Genomic DNA, 17153 nt, shown 5'->3' with positions numbered 1-17153 from the left:
GTGTCCCCTCGACGCTCTAGCTGTACTCTCGACGACCGGCCGCCAGTGCCCATGCCACAGAACTGTGCAGAACTGTGGCTAGGCCCCAATGACAAGCCGCCGGAAAGTCACATCAGATAGTCAGACCCGTTGGTCGAATCTGATTTGGTCAGACCTGAGTGATCAGGCCTTTCCGATGACCTCGAACTTGGCGTTCGCGGTGATCGAGTCGTTGACGCGCACGACAGCGGTGTAGCTGCCGGAGGTCTTGACGTGACCGGTCAGAGCAATCTGGCGACGATCGAAATCGTGGCCGGTTGCTGTCTGCAGGGCCTCGGCGACGAGGGCCGGGGTGACGGCGCCGAAGAGGCGGCCGTTCTTGCCCGACTTGAGCTCGATGCGAGCAGTGCTCGACTCGAGCTGTGCCTTGACCTGGACTGCTTCGTCGTGGTCTGCGATCTGCTTGGCCTGACGGGCCTTGCGGACAGCAGCGACGTGCTTTTCTGCGCCTGCGGACCAAGCGGTTGCCCAGCCACGAGGCAGGAGCAGGTTACGTGCGTATCCGGCGCGAACCTCGACGATGTCGCCGGCGGCTCCCAGTCCATCAACTTCCTGGTTCAGAATCACTTTGCGGTTTGGCATGTTCTTTCCCTCCGATCAGCGAGCAGTGCTCGAGTAGGGCAGAAGTGCCATCTCGCGGGCGTTCTTGACGGCCTTTGCGATGATGCGCTGTTCCTGCACGGTCACACCGGTGACGCGACGTGCACGGATCTTGCCGCGGTCAGAAATGAACTTGCGGAGCGTAGCGGTGTCCTTGTAGTGGATCTTCGCCGCTTCGCCCTTCTTGAGCGGATTCGCCTTCTTCTTGATAGGCTTCCGGATCTCTGGCTTTGCCATGAGTATCTCCTGATTTACGAAATGTCTTGAACGTGTTTAGAACGGTGGTTCGTCGGCACCCGGGTTGCCCCAGCCGCCGCCGTCGTTCTGTGGACTCGATGATGCCCACGGATCGTTCGCGGGTGCGTTGTTCCCCTGGCCGTAACCGCCCTGGCGCTGACCACCCTGCTGCGAGCCACCCTGATTCGGGTTGCCCTGCTGCGGGTTGTTGCCCCAACCGGAGGACTGCTGCTGACCGAAGCCGCCCTGCTGGGAGCCTCCGCCCTGCTGCTGTCCGCCGAAGTTACCGCCGCCGGAGAATCCGCCGCCGCTGCGTTCGTTCTTCGTCACCTGAGCGGTGGCGCGTCGCAGGCTGGGGCCGACTTCGTCGACATCCAGTTCCATGACTGTGCGCTTCTCGCCCTCTTTGGTTTCGAAGGACCGTGATTTGAGTCGGCCCTGAACGACGACCCGTGTACCCCGCTGCAGCGATTCGGCTACGTTCTCGCCCATCTCACGCCACACCGAGCAGCGCAGGAACAGGGTTTCCCCGTCCTTGAACTCGTTGGACTGACGGTCGAACATACGCGGCGTCGAGGCCACGGTGAAGTTTGCGACTGCAGCACCGTTGGGTGTGAAGCGCAGTTCGGGATCACTTGTCAGGTTCCCGACAACCGTGATGACTGTTTCGCCTGCCATTGAATGCTCCTTGAAGCGAGGTAGCTAGACGCTTACTTTGCGTCCGGGCGGAGGATCTTGGTGCGCAGAACGGACTCGTTGAGTCCGAGCTGACGATCGAGTTCCTTGGTCGTTGCAGGCTCTGCGTGGAAATCAACCACGACGTAGTAGCCCTCGGACTTCTTCTGGATGTCGTAGGCGAAGCGCCTGCGTCCCCAGATGTCCACATTGTCGACGGTTCCGTTTTCAGCCGGGACAACCTTGATCAAGTTGTCCACATGGTCGGCCAACGTCCGCTCATCGATTTCGTTGTCAAGAATGAGCATGAGCTCGTAATGACGCATGTGTCACCCACCTCCTTTGGTCTTCACGGCCATGGTCGTTCCATGGCAGGAGGGTATATGCATGCCTGTTCCGTCCCCCACGATTGCTGTGAAATGGGAACAGACCTCACTAGTCTAGGCGACGTGCACGTCTGCTGTCATGTCGGATTCCCGTGCCCTTGCCCACCATCGGAGACGCCCGACTCTCGCCGAGGTAGCTCCTGGCCGCCGACGAACCGATCGTCGTCTCCCGGCGCGGCTTGGTCGCGGGGCTGAGATTCCTGCTGACTGATCAGCAGCCGATCGTTCGATGCCGGTACCGATTCCGAATCTCGCCGAGGCGGCTGATCCTTTGCGAGGACACCGCGGACCTGTCGGCGGTAGAGGTTCTCACCGGCACAGATGACGACGGCGACCAGCACGAGCAGGCGGAGGAGGGTGATGAGAGCGACCATGGTCGGCTCCAATCCCTTGTCCGATTCGATACCGGCGACGTCGCCGAAGTGGATGGCGATCGCGAAGGCGGTTTCGGCCAACGCCCACCCGATGAGGATCCACCACCGACGCACGGTCACGACGAAGAACGGCAGGATCCAGAGAGTGTCCCACGGCATCATGCCCGGCGCCAGGAGAAGGCAGCCGCCGATGAGCAGGCAGGCGGCGACGGCCGGGTCGAGGCCGTTTCGGCGGACCATGTAGAGCGAGATAGCGACGGCTGCCACGACGCCCGCGCTGCCGATGATCCAGACCGGTGCCCACACCTCGGCGGTGCCGAGTTGTGCCATGACGAGGATCGAGGCGAATGATCCGCCGTCGACGGCGTCGGAGATCCAGTGCACGATGCGGTCGATGGCTGTGCCGTCGATGACGAGGATGAGCGCCGAGGTGACCGTGGCGGTTGCGATCATCATCTGGGGATTGCGCGGTCGGAGTCGTCCGGCCGGGTGCGGTCCGGTCAGGCTGAGTGCCAGGAGTACAAGGAGTGCGAGCGGATTGATGAAGGCGGCGATACCGAGGAGGACTCCTGACAGCCATGGTCGCGAAGTGATGGGAGAGGAGCCGACGAAGATCACCATGGCCCACACACTCAGGGCCAATGCCACGGGGTCCAGAGTGGAGCCGAGGGTGAACAGGATGAGGGGCGAGGCGAACGCCGCGGCCAACCACGCGCGTTGACGGGCGAGAACGAGCAGGGCGACGCCGAGTGCGGCGATCGCGATGACGTTGACGATGAGGACGATCGCCATGAAGACCGACACGTCGTCGGTCACGAGCCGCAGCAGATTGACGAAGCGGGCGTCGAGGACGGAAAGTCCCGCCATGCCCCCGATGGAGCGACCGGAGACCTCGGGGTTGACGTCGCCGAGGAACGCCGTGGACAGCGGCCCGGCGCACATCCTCGCCGAGGCGGACGGCTGCTCATATCCCGAGCTCATGCACGGCCCTTGCAACGCGAGCGCGAGGAATGTGGTCACGCCGAGCAGTCCGGCCAGGATGTACGCCTGTCCACGTCGGAACCGCGCGCCTGCAGCAGCGAGGTGAATGCCATCCGGACCGCCGAGCAGAGGCTCGGCGATCCGGGTACTGGGCTTCGAAGGCATGACTAGAGGTTACCGGTCACAAAAACGCGCGCTCACAATGAAATACCAAGCGAGTCAGTCGCCTTCTCAATTAGTAGGCTTTGGCGGCTCTGGCGGCTCTGGCGGCTTTGGCGGTTCGATTGGTGGAATCCCACCGTCGCTGCTGCCCCCACTGCCGTCCTTATTCTTAGATCCCGAGCCGTTGGAGTCCTTCGAGCCATCGCTCTTCGAGTCCTTCGAGCCGTCCTTGCTGCCGTCCTTCGACCCGTCGGACTTCGAGTCCTTGCTCCCGTCCTTTGAACCGTCGGACTTCGAGTCGGCGTTCTTGTCCTTGTCCTTCTCGTCCTTCGGCTTCTCGGTCGGCTTCTTGCTCGGCTCGTCGATCGGAGCCTTCTTCTTCGAGTCGCTGCCGTCGCTGCCGTTATTGCTGCTAGGTGCCTTCGGCTTCGGCTTCGGCACTGCCGGGGCATTCGTGTTCTTCGGCTTCGGCTTGTCGGGCAGTGTTCCACGGGCCGGGAACTGCTCGACCTTCTCACCCTCCAGGGCCGCCTTCATGTATGCGGTCCAGACCTGGATCGGGAAGGAACCGCCGGTGACTTCTCCACGCCCACCGTACGGTCCGATCGGGATGGACTTGCCATCGACCTCACGGTAGAGGACCACCGAAGTGGCGAGGTTCGGGGTGTAGCCCGAGAACCATGCGGCTCTGTTGCTGCTGGTGGTACCAGTTTTGCCGGCGGCCGGGCGGCCCAAGCCTTGGGCGTAGCTGCCCGAACCACCGTTGACGACCTGGCTGAGGGCGTAGGTCGTCTCCGCGGCTACTGCCTTGTCGAAGACGCGCTTGCCCTTGGTCTTGGATTTGTAGACCTCTTCGTCGTCTTCGCCCTGAGTGATCGTGTCGATCGCGTGGGCATCGTGCTTGACGCCGTTCGAAGCGAAAGTCGAGTAGGCATTCGCCATGTCGATGACCTTGACGCTGGCCGTACCAAGCACATTGCCTGGGTTGGGCGTGAGTTCAATGGTGCAGTTGCCGGTGTCGCCGGTCTTCATCTGCTTGGGGGTGCAGTTTCCGCTCAACCCGGCACGCTGTGCGACGTCTACGGTCTTTTTCGGTCCCACTTGGAGGTTCAGAGCCTGATATGCGGTATTGATCGATGACTGCGTCGCCTTGAGCAGAGTCACCGGACCGTAGTTCGAATTGCCGAAGTTGTGTACCTGGAACGGCGCCACCCCAGGGTAGTTGAATGTTGTTGTGCCGCCTGGGTACGTGTCAGTCAGGCGAACGCCGTTCTCCAGACCTGCCACGAGCGCGAAGGGCTTGAACGTCGAACCCGCCTGAGCGTGTCCCTGAGTTGAAGCGTTGAACGCCTGATCCAGATAGTTCTTGCCGCCGTAGAAGGCCTGGATGCCACCGGTCTTCGGATCGATCGAGACCAGACCTGCCTGCAGGCCCTTGGGCTGGTTCGACGGAAGGTCCTTGATGGCCTTCTCGGCCTCCTTCATCCGATCCTTGTCGAAGGTCGTGACGATGTTGTACCCACCGCGGTCGAGCTGAGCCTCGTCGATATCGAGTTTGCGCAGGGCCTCACGGCGGACATAATCCCACATGTAGCCCTTCTGGCCGCTGAGGGATTCCTCCGAACTCGCTTTCTCCACCTTGGGCATCTTGATCTTCGCGGCCTGCTCCTCGGTGATGAAGCCCTCATCGGTCATCGACTTCACGACGTAGTCGAAGCGATCCTGGTAGGCCTCGGGATTCTCGGCCGGATCGGCGACTCCGGGGCGCTGGATCATCGCGGCCAGCAGAGCAGACTCACTGACGTTGAGGTCCTTGGCCGGCTTGTCGAAGTAGTTCTGACTGGCGACCTCGATGCCGTACGACCGGCGACCCAGATAAATCGTGTTGAGGTAGTTCGCAAGGATCGTGTCCTTGCTCTCCTGCTGATCGATCTTGAGCGAGATGAACATCTCCTTGACCTTGCGATCCAAGGAGTGCTCATTGGTGAGGTAGAAGTTCTTCACGTACTGCTGGGTGATCGTCGAACCGCCACCCGCGTACTTGTTCGTGACAACGCCGACGACTGCGCGGGACAGGCCCTTCATCGAAATGCCGCGGTTCTCGTAGAACGAGGTGTCCTCGGCGGCGATGGCTGCTTTGCGCATCGGCTGCGAAATCTCGTCGATCGGCACCGATTTGCGGTCCTCGACCTTGTACTGACCGATCGGAGTCTTACCGTCGTTGTAGTACGCGGTCGACGTCTGACCTGTGGCCTCAAGGTTGGGCTCCGGGATGTCGGTGGCTGCGTAGCCGACGGCGAAGAGCACACAGAGTGCGATGATGATGCTGAGACCGCCGACAACCAGGATCCGGATGCTGGGAAGGAAGCGGGTCCACCCGCTCACCCCGGCACGCGGGTAGTTGAGAATGTTCTTGGTCTTCTTGCCTCTGGTCTTGGCTTGTTCTTGTCCCTTAGCCACCCAAGGTCCTCCAGGTCAGTTAGCCTGCCGCATTGCGTGGCGACGAGGTTCGATAAGGTCACACGTGAGCTTCAGTGTCGCACGCAATCTTTGGAACACAGTGAAAAACTGCTGAATCCGGCAACCGGCTGTGCAATTAGTTACCCGGAAGCACCCCCGAGTAGCCGCAAATACGCATTCTGACCAGGCAGTATGCCCTTGAATGCGAGTTTCATTCATTGCCAGTGCGGAATTGCTCACACTCGGCGCCTTGCTCAGACCCAGCGCCTCACTCTTCCTAAACACACCCACGGCAGCTGAAACGCAGCCGCCGACGTAGTCCCCGGCCGGACATCGATCTCCGCACAACCCATCTTCGGCACGAACTTGCCGAGGAAAGTGGTTTCACGGACCTGTCCGGTCCGGCCGAGAACCGTGCGGTTCAGCCTTTGAGGTCGAAGTCCGTGTCCGCGTACTCCGTTCCCTGGACCTCCGGCTCACCGCTGAACGGATGCAGCTGATCCTCACGGGCACGGAGTTCGACTCGGCGGATCTTCCCCGAGATGGTCTTCGGCAGTTCGGAGAACTCAAGCCTGCGGATCCGCTTGTACGGCGCAAGATGCTCACGGCAGTAGGCGAGGATGTCACGGGCGGTATCGGCGTTAGCTTCGTAGCCGTTGCCGACGACGACGTAGGCCTTGGGCACCGCGAGACGGACAGGGTCCGGCGAGGGGACCACAGCCGCCTCGGCGACGGCATCGTGCTCGATGAGCACACTCTCGAGCTCGAAGGGCGACAGACGATAGTCACTGGCCTTGAACACGTCATCGGCGCGGCCGACATAGGTGATGTAGCCGTTCTCGTCGCGTTCGGCCACGTCACCAGTGTGATAAACGCCGCCTTCAAACGCCTCGGCGGTCTTCTCCTCGTTGGACCAGTACCCGCTGGTCAGTCCCAACGGTCGCGGATCCAAGCGCAGGCAGATCTCGCCCTCGTCGCCTTCCTCGCCGGTCGCCGGGTCGATGAGGACGACGTCGTAGCCGGGCAGCACCTTCCCCATGGATCCGTACTTGAGCTCCTGATCGGGCGCATTGCCGACCTGCAAGGTCGTCTCCGTCTGACCGTAACCGTCGCGGATGAGCACGTCCCACTCATGCTTGACCCGGTCGATGACCTCGGGGTTGAGCGGTTCGCCGGCGCCCAAGGCGATCTTCGGCGGCGTCTTGAGGTGGCTCAGATCGGCCTGGATGAGCATGCGCCACACAGTCGGCGGGGCGCAGAAGCTCGTCACTCCGACCCGGTCCATGGTCTCCATGAGCGCATTCGCGTCGAAGCGCGAGTAGTTGTAGAGGAAGACGCAGGCTTCGGCGATCCATGGGGTGAAGATGTTCGACCAGGCGTGCTTGGCCCATCCTGGCGAGGCTACGTTGAGGTGGATGTCGCCGGGCGTCAGGCCCATCCAGTACATCGTGGACAGGTGGCCGACGGGATAGGACACGTGCGAGTGGGCGACCATCTTCGCCTTCGACGTCGTGCCGGAGGTGAAGTAGAGGAGGAGCAGGTCATCGGCGCGCGATTTGCCCTGGGGGTCGAAGGAGGTGTCTTCGTCGGCGGCATCGGCGTAGGCGTAGTCCTGCTGACGGGCAGCGTCGCCGCCGACGACGATACGCACCACTTCGGCGTCGACGTCGTCGAACTTCGCCGCGTCCTCGGCACCGGCGATGACGAATTCGGCCTTGCCGCGATCGACGCGGTCGTTGAGATCGATGGCGCCGAGCTGGGTGGTCGTAGGCAGAAGGACCGCACCGAGTTTGATGCCGGCGAGCATGGTCTCCCACAGCTCGACCTGGTTGTTGAGCATGACCATGACGTGGTCGCCGCGCTTGACTCCGGACCGGCGGAGGAAGTTGGCTACCTGGTTCGAGCGGCGAGATAGCTCGGAATAACTCCACTTGCCCTCGGTGCCGTCCTGTTCGACGATCCACAGGGCTGGCTTGTCGTTGCCCTCAGCAACCTTGTCGAACCAGTCGAGGCCGAAGTTGAAATGGTCGAACCTGGGCCACTCGAAACCCTTGCCGGCGGCCTCGTGATCGCTGCGCAGCTCGATCAGTCTGTCTCTGGCGGCACGGAACTCTTCGGTCACGGTCATCATGATCTCCTCACATCATCGCCGGCGTCACAACATGTGACGACGAGCACAAACATACGCGAGTCTGAAGTTACCAGTTGTGCCACCTCATACAACAGGCGGGGTCGGCCTGCCTGATGATGTGACGACCGAGGACAGCAGGATGACAGGACCTCGCCGTGTCACCGTGGCTTCAGTTCAGAAATGCCCATCTCTCAGCAGTGCCCCTCGCTCAGCGCCGGGGCAGAGCCGACGATCCCGGCTAAGCGTGGCCGTCCGTCGAGCTGTCATCCGGCGCATTTTCCGCCCACCACTGCCGCAGGAGCTCTTCGGCGCGATCCGGTCCCAGAGGCCCATGCTCCATGCGCATTTCGAGCAGATGTTTGTAGGCCTTGCCGACCAGCGGCGAGGGTTTGATGTCGAGGATCTCCATGATCTGCCGACCGTCGAGGTCCGGGCGAATCGATGCGAGCTCCTCCTGCTCATTGAGTTTCTCGATCCGCTCCTCGAGATCGTCATAGGCGAACGCGAGGCGATCGGCCTTCTTCTTGTTCCGGGTGGTGACATCGGCCCGGGTCAGAATGTGAAGGCGCGTGAGCAGCGGACCCGCATCGGTGACGTAGCGGCGCACCGCGGAGTCGGTCCACCCCGCATCGCCGTAGCCGTAGAAGCGCAGGTGGAGCTCGACGAGGCGACCCACTGCTTTGGTCGTGTCCTTGTCGAACCGCAGGGCTCTCATCCGCTTCGCCGTCAGCTTCGCGCCGACGGCGTCATGGTGGTAGAAGGTCACAGCACCGCCGGACAGGAACCGGCGAGTCGCCGGCTTGCCCACATCGTGCATCAGGGCCGCGAACCGGACGACGAAGTCCGGAGCTCGCAGGAACGTCGGATCGTCCGTGCTCAGCTCGGCCTCGCGCTGTTTGGCGATGTAGTGCTCCTCGAGCTCCACGGCCTGACGCAGCACGGTCAGGGAATGCTGATAGACGTCCTTGTGCCGGTGGTGTTCGTCGGTCTCGAGGCGCAGGCCCGCGACTTCGGGCAGGACGTGATCGGCGATATCTGTACGCACCAGCAGATCGATGCCCGCGGCCGGGTCGATCCCGGTCATGAGTTTGACGAGCTCCACCTGGATGCGTTCGGCGGAGATGATCGTGATGCGATCGGCCATATCGCGCATCGCAGATTCCACCTCGGCGACGGGGTCGAGGCCCAATTGCGAGGTGAACCGAGCCGCGCGCATCATGCGCAGGGGATCGTCGGAGAACGAGTCAGCGGCCGCGCCCGGGGTGCGGATGACACCTTCGATGAGGTCGGTGAACCCGTCATGCGGATCCACGAAGGTCTTCGACGGCAGCCGGATCGCCATCGCACCGATCGTGAAGTCGCGGCGAACCAGGTCCGCGTGGAGGTCGGTGCCGAATCTCACAGCAGGTTTCCGGGAGTCGGCCTCATAGGCTTCGGCTCGGTACGTGGTGATCTCGATCTGGACACCGGACTTGATGGCACCGATCGTGCCGAATTCGCGGCCGATGTCCCAGTGGGTGTCCACCCAGTCGGCGATGAGGCGAAGGATGTCGTCTGGCCTGGCGTCCGTGGTGAAGTCGAGGTCGGGCATCGGCCGCCCGAGCAGGGCGTCGCGCACGGAGCCGCCGACGAGCGCGAGTTCGAATCCCGCCTCCGAGAAGCGCCGTCCCAGCGGTCCGAGGATGAAGTCGAGCTCATCGAGCTTGTCATGCAGGCGGGCGTGCGCGGTCTGCGGGTCCACGGAGCTCCTTCTTCTCGTGCTGCGTCGTTCGTCTCATGGTGCGTAACCGTCCCAAGGAGTGCCATCGAGTTCGGCACCGACAGAACGGGCGTGGTCCAGCCTACCGGGAGCGCGTCAGACGAAACTTCCAAGAATCGCCTACTAAGGTAGGAGAATGACCACACCGATGCCCAAGCCGGGACCCAGAGCGTCCCGTCGCACCACGGTGGAGGAGATCTCCGCCGGGGGCATCGTCGTCGACTTCTCACGCCGGGACCTGAGCGTGGCCGTGATCGCGCGGATCAATCGTGCGGGCCGGCTCGAATGGTGCCTGCCCAAAGGTCATCTCGAGGGTGAGGAGACCCCCGCCGAGGCGGCTCGCCGTGAGGTCGAAGAGGAGACCGGGATCCTGGGGCAGATCATCTGCCCTCTCGGCACCGTCGACTACTGGTTCACGGTGACGGGCATCCGGGTCCACAAACTCGTCCACCATTTCCTGTTGCAGGCGCAGTCGGGAATCCTGACCGTGGATAATGATCCTGACCAGGAAGCGATCGATGCCGCGTGGATCCCCTTCAACGATCTGCGATCCCGGCTCTCGTTCGCCAATGAACGACGAATCGTTGCCGCCGCCCGCCCGATGGTCTCCCGATTGGAGCAGTGAAACCCATTAGTCGAATGCGTTTCCTCCTCGCCCTGCTGAGCACTGCCCTTCTGCTCGCAGGGTCTGTCTTCGCATTCCCGCTCATGGGCTCGTCAGCCGCGTCAGCCGCGACCGCCGGCACATCAACGGCTGGGACCTCCACCGCGAACTCCGTCGCGACCACGCCATCGGGCGGGGCCACCGACAGTCCTGCCCAGAACTCGTCCGGAGTCTCGATCACCCTCGACGAGGTGACTCCCTGGGTCGACGAGAAGGGCACACTCAAGGTCCGCGGGCTGATCACGAACTCAACGGATCAGGCGATTTCGAATCCGGATCTGGCCCTCGTAATGTCGACGAACAAACTCGACTCCGACCGTCAGATCCAAGACTGGACGAACGACCAGTCGCAGCACCGCACGATCGCCGACCTCAACGACAACGGACCCGACGCCCGAAAGAAGGCCAAGAAGGCGGCTAAGGATTCGGGTGGGAAGACGAAGCCGGCCACCTCGGTGGATGCCACCTTCGACAAGAAGATCACCCCGGGATCCTCCTCCGAATTCACCATCTCCGTACCCGCCGAGAAGCTTGGCCTGCAGAAATCCTCACCGGTCTCGGCCTGGGGCCCACGTGGTCTGAGCGTCCAGCTTGGGAATGCTTCGGGCCTGCTTGCTTCGGGCGTTGCCTTCTCCACGTGGTATCCGAGCCCGAAGTTCGATTCGACGAAGATCAGCATCCTCGCGCCTGTGACCCTGCCGGGCCACACCAGCGACGGACTCGTCGGTGCCGACGAACTCGACAAAGCGATCGCCGAGGGCGGTTCGCTGGCGACGATCTCACACGTCCTCGACAACTCAGACGTCGGCATCGCCCTCGATCCGAGAATCATCGCATCGTTCGAATCTGCAGTGGCCGAACCCGTTTCGGACACCGGCGGGGACTCCGCGAAGACCGAGGAACCCACCCCGAACGCCACGAACTCTGCCACCCCGGCCCCCGCCGACGACTCCGAGGCCGACGGGCAGGGAAGCGCCGACGGGCAGAGCGCCGAGGAGAAGAAGGCCGACGAAGCTCAGCGCAAGCGCCTCGATGACTGGTATCACGACTTCCTCGACAAGGCGAAGACCCACACCGTCATCGCCCTGCCCTTCGCCGATCCGGACCAGGCCTCGCTGACCGGCGGTCCGCTGAACGATCTGGGAACGTTCGCACAGGACCAGAAGAAGCTCGTCAAGGAGGTCCTGCCGAAGGCGAACACCGACATCGCCTGGCCCCTCGCCGGCACCGTCCAGCGCAGTCAGCTCGACGACTTCGCGAAGGCCGGCGACAAGACTGTCATCGTCGACGACACCCAGCAGCCCTCGCTGTCGGGAATCCGCGACAGTGCGCATTCGAAGACGCGAATCACGGCCGATGCGAAGACCTCGATCGAGACCCTGACCACCGACTCGGCACTGGCGGACCAGAGCGCCGGGGTCATTGCCAGCAGCCATCCGGCAGCGAAGATCTCCGAACTCGTCGCGTCGACGGCCGCCATCGAATCCCAGGCTCCCTACCGGGCGCGCCACCTGCTCGTGCCCCTGCCGCGCACAGCCGCCTCGGCGAATTGGCAGGCCACGATCGATGCCCTCTCCGACGCCCCATGGATCGAACCTGCCGGAATCGACGAGCTCCTCGACTCCGACGTCGTCCCCCGCGGACTCCTGCAGCAGACGACCGACGCCGACCAGATCGGCACGAGCGCCCTGCAGAGCCTGGCGCAGACCCGCGCCAGGCAGAGCAGGTTCAACAGCGTCTTCACCGATCCGGACGGTGCGGACACCCGGATGGACCGGGAGCTGCTCAGCTGCACCTCGGCGGCATGGACCCTGGGAGGCAGCGCCGACCGGTGCGCGCGGGAGGCCCGCGCTGCCAGTGAGAAGGCGATGAACAGCCTCTACCTCGAGAAGGGATCGTCCGTGCTCCTCGTGACCGGGGAGAAGACGACGATCCCAGTCACAATCGTCAATGACTCCTCCGCCGAGGCGGCCCTGAAGATCCGGATGAAACCGCAGACTCCGCAGCTGCGGGCTCAGACGACGGACACCGTCAAGGTCCCGCCGCAGGAGACCATGCGCGTCGACGTTCCCGTCGAGGGCCTGGCCAATGCCGATGTGCCGACCACGATCGAAATGGTCACTGCCGATGACGTGGTCCTGCCGAAGAACGAATCACTGCTCGTGCGGGTCCGGGCCGACTGGGAGAACATCGGCACAGCAGTGGTCGGATTGGCACTGGCGGCCGTATTCGTGATCGGCTTGATCAAGACGATCTCGCGGGGACGCCGAAAGATCCCCGAACAGCAGCTGGCCGATGCGATGGCCCGCGCCAAGAACGACGAACCGGAAAAGAGGTAGAGCGTGGCCAATTTCTCTGCGCTGGCCAAATCCTCAGCGATCATGACCGCGGGCACGCTGACCTCGCGCATTCTGGGCCTGGTCAAGGCCTCTCTGCTGGCGACCGCGATCGGAATCACTGCGGTCCAGGCCGACGCCTTCGATGTTGCGAACAAGGTGCCCAACACCCTGTATATGCTGTTGGCAGGCGGTGTGGTCAACGCCGTGCTCGTCCCACAGCTTGTGCGGGCCACGAAGCGCAAGGACGGCGGTCAGGACTTCACGAACCGGCTGCTGACCCTGGCATTCATGATCCTCGCGGTGGTCAGCATCATTGCCACGATCGCCGCGCCGGTCCTCGTGTGGCTCTACTCCTCAGGGTGGGGGCCGGATCAGATGGCCCTGGCCACAGCCTTCGCCTTCTGGTGCCTGCCGCAGCTGTTCTTCTACGGCCTCTACACGTTGCTGGGGCAAGTGCTCAATGCGAAGTCCTCGTTCGGTCCCTACATGTGGGCGCCGGTGCTCAACAACGTCGTCGCCATCGCGGGACTCCTCGTCTTCATCTTGGTCTTCGGCACGAACGATGCCTCCCCGCATCATCTGAGCACCTGGACTCCGGACAAGATCGCCCTCATCGGCGGATCGGCCACATTGGGTGTCGCAGCCCAGGCTCTTATCCTCATCTGGCCGCTCAAACGCATCGGATTCAAGTACAAGCCGACGTTCGGCTTCCGTGGGGTCGGCCTCGGCACCGCCGGCAAGGTGGCGTTCTGGACGTTCGCAGCAATGCTCATCGGCCAGATCGGATTCCTCATCATCTCCCGCGTCGCCGCAGGAGCGTCGGTTCCCGGCGAGGGCAATGCTTCGAACGCCGCCTATACGAACGGCTACCTGGTGTTCATGCTCCCGCACTCGCTCATCGCGGTGTCGCTGGCCACGGCGCTCTTCACCTCCTTGAGCAGGGATGCTGCGAACAACGACACCAAAGCAGTCGTCGGCGACTTCTCCATGGGCGTGCGCATGGTCGGCTTCATCAATTCCTTCGCGGTCGCAGCTCTCGTCGTCCTCGCCTCGCCCGTGGCGATGATCATCGCCGGAGACGACCGCGAGCAGGCCATGGCCGTGGGACTCGTCATCATCACCATGGTCTTCGGCCTCATTCCCTTCAGCGCGAACTACCTGGCACAGAGGGTGTTCTACGCCTATGAGGATGCGAAGACACCGTTCCTGATCCAGCTCCCACAGGTGATCTTCCAGTCCCTGGCTGTGCTTTCAGCCTCGATCTTCCCGAAATCGGTCACGGTCGCCATCATCGGTCTGACGATGAGCCTGGGCTATCTGTTCGCGATGATTCTGTCGTTCTGGCTGCTGTCCAAACGGCTGGGCGGAATCGACCTCCGCGAGATCCTGGGTGCTCATGCCAAGTTCTTCGTAGCAGCGTTGATTGCCGGATTGGCCGGCTACGGGCTTCTCTTCTTCTTCCCTGACTTCGCCTTGTCCGGCCGGTGGCAGGCATTCGTCTCCACCGCCGGGGTCGGCACTCTCATGCTTCTCGTCTTCCTCGGAGTATGTTATTTGCTGAAAGTCAGAGAGTTGCATTCGATTATTGGCGTCGTTGCTGGAAAACTAAGAAAGTAGCCTGCGCACTGAAGCCCCTCTGGAGGTGGTCCCCCTGATCGATATCGAACCCGGCATGGTTGTTGCCGGTCGTTACGTCGTATCAACGGTCGACCGTCGGTGGCTCGAGGACAATCCTCAAGCGGGTGCTGTGTGCACGGCTCTCGACGCCATCCTCGATGAACCCGTTCTCATCCACGTCGCTGATGCCGATGGATCTACGGACGTGCTCGAGGCAGCGCGACGCGTCTCCATCCTCGGCGATCATCGCATTGCTCCGACTCTCGACGTCGGTCATTCGAACGGGCTCGACTACATCGTGTCCAAGCGCATCGCTGTCACTTCACTCGGTCAGATCCTGCCCAAGACCCCGATGCCCATCGATGCGGCTCGTGCCCTCATCGGGGAGATCGGCACGGTCCTCGTCACCGCTGCCCGGCGCGGACTGTTCCATATGTTCCTGCGCCCGAACACGGTCGGCATCACATCCAAGGGCAGTGTGCTCGTCTCAGGCATCGGCATCGACGCCGCTCTCGCCCTCGGCACGGGAGTCATCGAGCCCGAGGACTACACACCGACGAAAGCCTCGCGCCAGGATGCCCTGGACCTGGTCCGCCTGTTCTATGCCGCGATGACCGGCTACTGGCCCGCTGACGAGGCATTCAACGGGATTCCGGCCGCCGAGCGTGAGAACTCCCGCATCGCCCGCGCCAAATCGCTCAATCCTGAGATCCCCAACGGGCTCGATGACTTCGTCAGCGGAGTCCTGACGGGAAGCGACCCCGGACCGGGGTCCGTCGCCGAAGTCCTCGGCTTCGTCGGCGAGTGGGATGCCGAGCTGCTGCGCTACGTCAACCGAGCACCCGTGCCGGGCAATGATGCACTCTTCGAGCAGTCGCCGCGCAGCTTCGAAGAAGCCACTCGTCTGCCGACTCCGCGCGCCACGACGATCGGCGCGGATGGGTCGACGACTGCCAGCGAGGATCAGGTCAAAGCCGCTCTCGTGCGCATCGGCATCACTCGTCCGGGAACTCGCGGCTTGGCTGCGGGCGTCGGGGGCAAGACCACCGGTCAGTACGCGGATCGGATGCAGATGCGCGAGGCATCATCCTTCCCGATCGGCAAGGACCAGCTCGACACCGCAGCGCAGGAGAACGAGTGGGCCGAATGGGAGCCCGAGCAGACCTACTCGGAGTACTCCGGGTACGCCGATCACGAATACGACCAGAATCTCACAACTCCGATCATGGATCGCGATGCGCAGGATTCTGATCCGGACACACAGGCGATCGAGATCGTCCCCGAGAACATCGCCGACGATGCGGACGACGACAACGACACTCGCGTCATCATGGACGACGAGGACGATGGTTCGTGGTTCCTCGGCGGAATGTTCGAGACCAACGAGCAGCAGCGCGAACATCAGCTGCGTGAATACGAACGTGAACGTCGCATCGCCAGGGCGAAGGAAGAAGAAGCCCGACGTCGTCTTGCGGCACTCGAAGCATCCTCGGCCGTCAAACGCCAGGAGGCGCACTCTTCCTCACCGCCCAAACAGGTCCGACGACTCTCACCCGACACCGCCGACGACTCGCAATCATCGTCGGCAGGCTCCGGTGCGGCTGCTACCGGTGCCGCTGTTGCCGCTGCCGGCGGAGCGGCTGCAGCAGGAGCCGGTGTGGCTGCTGCCGGCGCGTCGAACGCAGGGTCGACGCCATCGGAATCGGCAACCGGCGGCTCAGGTACGTCGAAGAAGAACCGCTCAGCCAAAGCACGCACTGCAGGCAGCGGGTCGGGGGCTGCAGAGAACACTGCTCCTTCTAGGGCCGCAGTCGGCGCAGGAGCCATTGCCAGCGGATCAGCGGGTAGCGGCGGCTCAGCTGGCAATGCCGGTTCAGGAGCCGGCGGCGGTTCTGGCAACGGCAACGGTGGTGACCGTTCGAAAGACGATGTCAGGAACTCCCGCAAACCCTTCGCTCTGCTCGTGCTCGCGCTGGTCGTCGTTGCTGCAGTGGTCATCGGCATCGTCGTCGCCAATATCAACTCCGGTGGCGACGAGTCCGACAAGGTCGTTGAGTCCTCGGCTCCTGCTGATTCTTCTCAGGACGGGGACAAGGACAAGAAGGACGAGCCCAAAGCCGATCCGCCGAAGATCGATTCTGTCCATGCGCTGGATCCCGAAGGCGACAACGAGGAGAATGACAGCTCGGCCGAAGACGTCATCCCCGGGACGAAGGGTTCCTGGAAGACCGACCGCTACAACTCGGCGAAGTTCGGCAATCTGAAGTCAGGTGTCGGATTGGCCTTCGAACTCAAGGACAAGACCACTGTCAAAGAGGTCAAGGTGACTTCGTCGAATTCGGGCGGCACCTTCGAAATCAGAGATGGAACGGATCCGGAGGACTCGAAGAAGGTCGGCGAAGGAGAGTTCGACGGTGAGGACAGCACCACGGTCAAACTCGATGACGACGTCGACACGGACTCCCTTATCCTCTGGATCACCGAGCTTCCAGCCGGCGAGGGCGGCTACCGCGCAGTCATCAACACCGTCGAGTTCAAGTAGTCAGCAGCACCACTGGAGATTCGTGCCCACCAGCGGGGACAGATGTCGGCGCACCTGACTGAGCGGCTCACACTGCTCCGAACATAACCGTGCGGACGCGGATACGAACAGCTGCCTCGGCGATTGTGTGGGGCTGCGTTCGTACGGAATAGTCGCACCCTCCGCACGGTTGCACGTACGATAGGGT

Annotated in this window: 12 protein-coding genes; 4 read left to right on the top strand and 8 right to left on the bottom strand. The window is 62.8% G+C overall.

Annotation, left to right across the window (positions count from 1 at the left end):
• Positions 1–162: 162 nt before the first annotated feature.
• The 8 genes from rplI to MPN20_RS10110 form a co-directional block, all read right to left on the bottom strand.
• Entirely contained in the window at positions 163–621 is a 459-nt protein-coding gene (gene rplI / locus MPN20_RS10145; protein ID WP_242781718.1) for a 50S ribosomal protein L9, read from the bottom strand.
• A gap of 15 nt (positions 622–636) precedes the next feature.
• Positions 637–876: a 30S ribosomal protein S18 gene (gene rpsR / locus MPN20_RS10140; RefSeq protein WP_101572272.1), complete on the bottom strand. Its 240-nt coding sequence runs from the start codon at positions 874–876 to the stop codon at positions 637–639.
• 36 nt (positions 877–912) lie between these two features.
• Entirely contained in the window at positions 913–1554 is a 642-nt protein-coding gene (locus tag MPN20_RS10135) for a single-stranded DNA-binding protein (RefSeq protein WP_242781716.1), read from the bottom strand.
• Positions 1555–1586: 32 nt separating this feature from the next.
• Positions 1587–1877: a 30S ribosomal protein S6 gene (rpsF, locus tag MPN20_RS10130; protein WP_242781715.1), complete on the bottom strand. Its 291-nt coding sequence runs from the start codon at positions 1875–1877 to the stop codon at positions 1587–1589.
• Positions 1878–2014: 137 nt separating this feature from the next.
• On the bottom strand, positions 2015–3457 hold the full coding sequence (locus tag MPN20_RS10125) for a hypothetical protein (protein ID WP_242781714.1): 1443 nt from the start codon (positions 3455–3457) through the stop codon (positions 2015–2017).
• A gap of 66 nt (positions 3458–3523) precedes the next feature.
• A complete protein-coding gene (locus tag MPN20_RS10120; protein WP_242781713.1) occupies positions 3524–5914 on the bottom strand; it encodes a transglycosylase domain-containing protein in 2391 nt (796 codons plus the stop codon).
• A gap of 421 nt (positions 5915–6335) precedes the next feature.
• Positions 6336–8042, bottom strand: coding sequence for an AMP-binding protein (locus tag MPN20_RS10115; RefSeq protein WP_278189817.1), 1707 nt, complete (start codon positions 8040–8042; stop codon positions 6336–6338).
• Between the two features lie 241 nt (positions 8043–8283).
• Positions 8284–9786, bottom strand: a complete 1503-nt coding sequence (locus MPN20_RS10110; RefSeq protein ID WP_242781707.1) for a CCA tRNA nucleotidyltransferase — start codon at positions 9784–9786, stop codon at positions 8284–8286.
• Between the two features lie 154 nt (positions 9787–9940).
• Between MPN20_RS10110 and MPN20_RS10105 the strand changes: the two genes are divergently transcribed.
• Genes MPN20_RS10105 through MPN20_RS10090 form a run of 4 tightly spaced genes read left to right on the top strand, consistent with a single transcriptional unit; the run spans position 9941 to position 16966 of the window.
• A complete protein-coding gene (locus tag MPN20_RS10105) occupies positions 9941–10429 on the top strand; it encodes an NUDIX hydrolase (protein WP_242781705.1) in 489 nt (162 codons plus the stop codon).
• 14 nt (positions 10430–10443) lie between these two features.
• Positions 10444–12807: a DUF6049 family protein gene (locus MPN20_RS10100; protein WP_242781703.1), complete on the top strand. Its 2364-nt coding sequence runs from the start codon at positions 10444–10446 to the stop codon at positions 12805–12807.
• A 3-nt stretch (positions 12808–12810) separates the two neighbouring features.
• Positions 12811–14424, top strand: a complete 1614-nt coding sequence (gene murJ / locus MPN20_RS10095) for a murein biosynthesis integral membrane protein MurJ (RefSeq protein ID WP_242781701.1) — start codon at positions 12811–12813, stop codon at positions 14422–14424.
• A 25-nt stretch (positions 14425–14449) separates the two neighbouring features.
• Complete coding sequence (locus MPN20_RS10090) at positions 14450–16966, top strand: virulence factor MviN (RefSeq protein WP_242781699.1); 2517 nt, start codon at positions 14450–14452, stop codon at positions 16964–16966.
• Positions 16967–17153 lie beyond the last annotated feature (187 nt).

It is taken from the genome of Brevibacterium sp. ZH18, from assembly GCF_022748595.1.
Classification (GTDB): Bacteria; Actinomycetota; Actinomycetes; order Actinomycetales; family Brevibacteriaceae; genus Brevibacterium.
The sequence above is the reverse complement of the archived record's forward strand: the minus strand, read 5'-3'. Positions and strand labels throughout refer to the sequence as shown.

Excerpts from the sequence above, each read along its gene's own strand:
- rpsR (WP_101572272.1), bottom strand. The coding sequence starts at position 876 with ATGGCAAAGCCAGAGATCCGGAAGCCTATCAAGAAGAAGGCGAATCCG.
- MPN20_RS10135 (WP_242781716.1), bottom strand. The coding sequence starts at position 1,554 with ATGGCAGGCGAAACAGTCATCACGGTTGTCGGGAACCTGACAAGTGAT.
- MPN20_RS10100 (WP_242781703.1), top strand. The coding sequence starts at position 10,444 with ATGCGTTTCCTCCTCGCCCTGCTGAGCACTGCCCTTCTGCTCGCAGGG.
- MPN20_RS10105 (WP_242781705.1), top strand. The coding sequence starts at position 9,941 with ATGACCACACCGATGCCCAAGCCGGGACCCAGAGCGTCCCGTCGCACC.
- MPN20_RS10115 (WP_278189817.1), bottom strand. The coding sequence starts at position 8,042 with ATGACCGTGACCGAAGAGTTCCGTGCCGCCAGAGACAGACTGATCGAG.
- MPN20_RS10125 (WP_242781714.1), bottom strand. The coding sequence starts at position 3,457 with ATGCCTTCGAAGCCCAGTACCCGGATCGCCGAGCCTCTGCTCGGCGGT.
- rplI (WP_242781718.1), bottom strand. The coding sequence starts at position 621 with ATGCCAAACCGCAAAGTGATTCTGAACCAGGAAGTTGATGGACTGGGA.
- rpsF (WP_242781715.1), bottom strand. The coding sequence starts at position 1,877 with ATGCGTCATTACGAGCTCATGCTCATTCTTGACAACGAAATCGATGAG.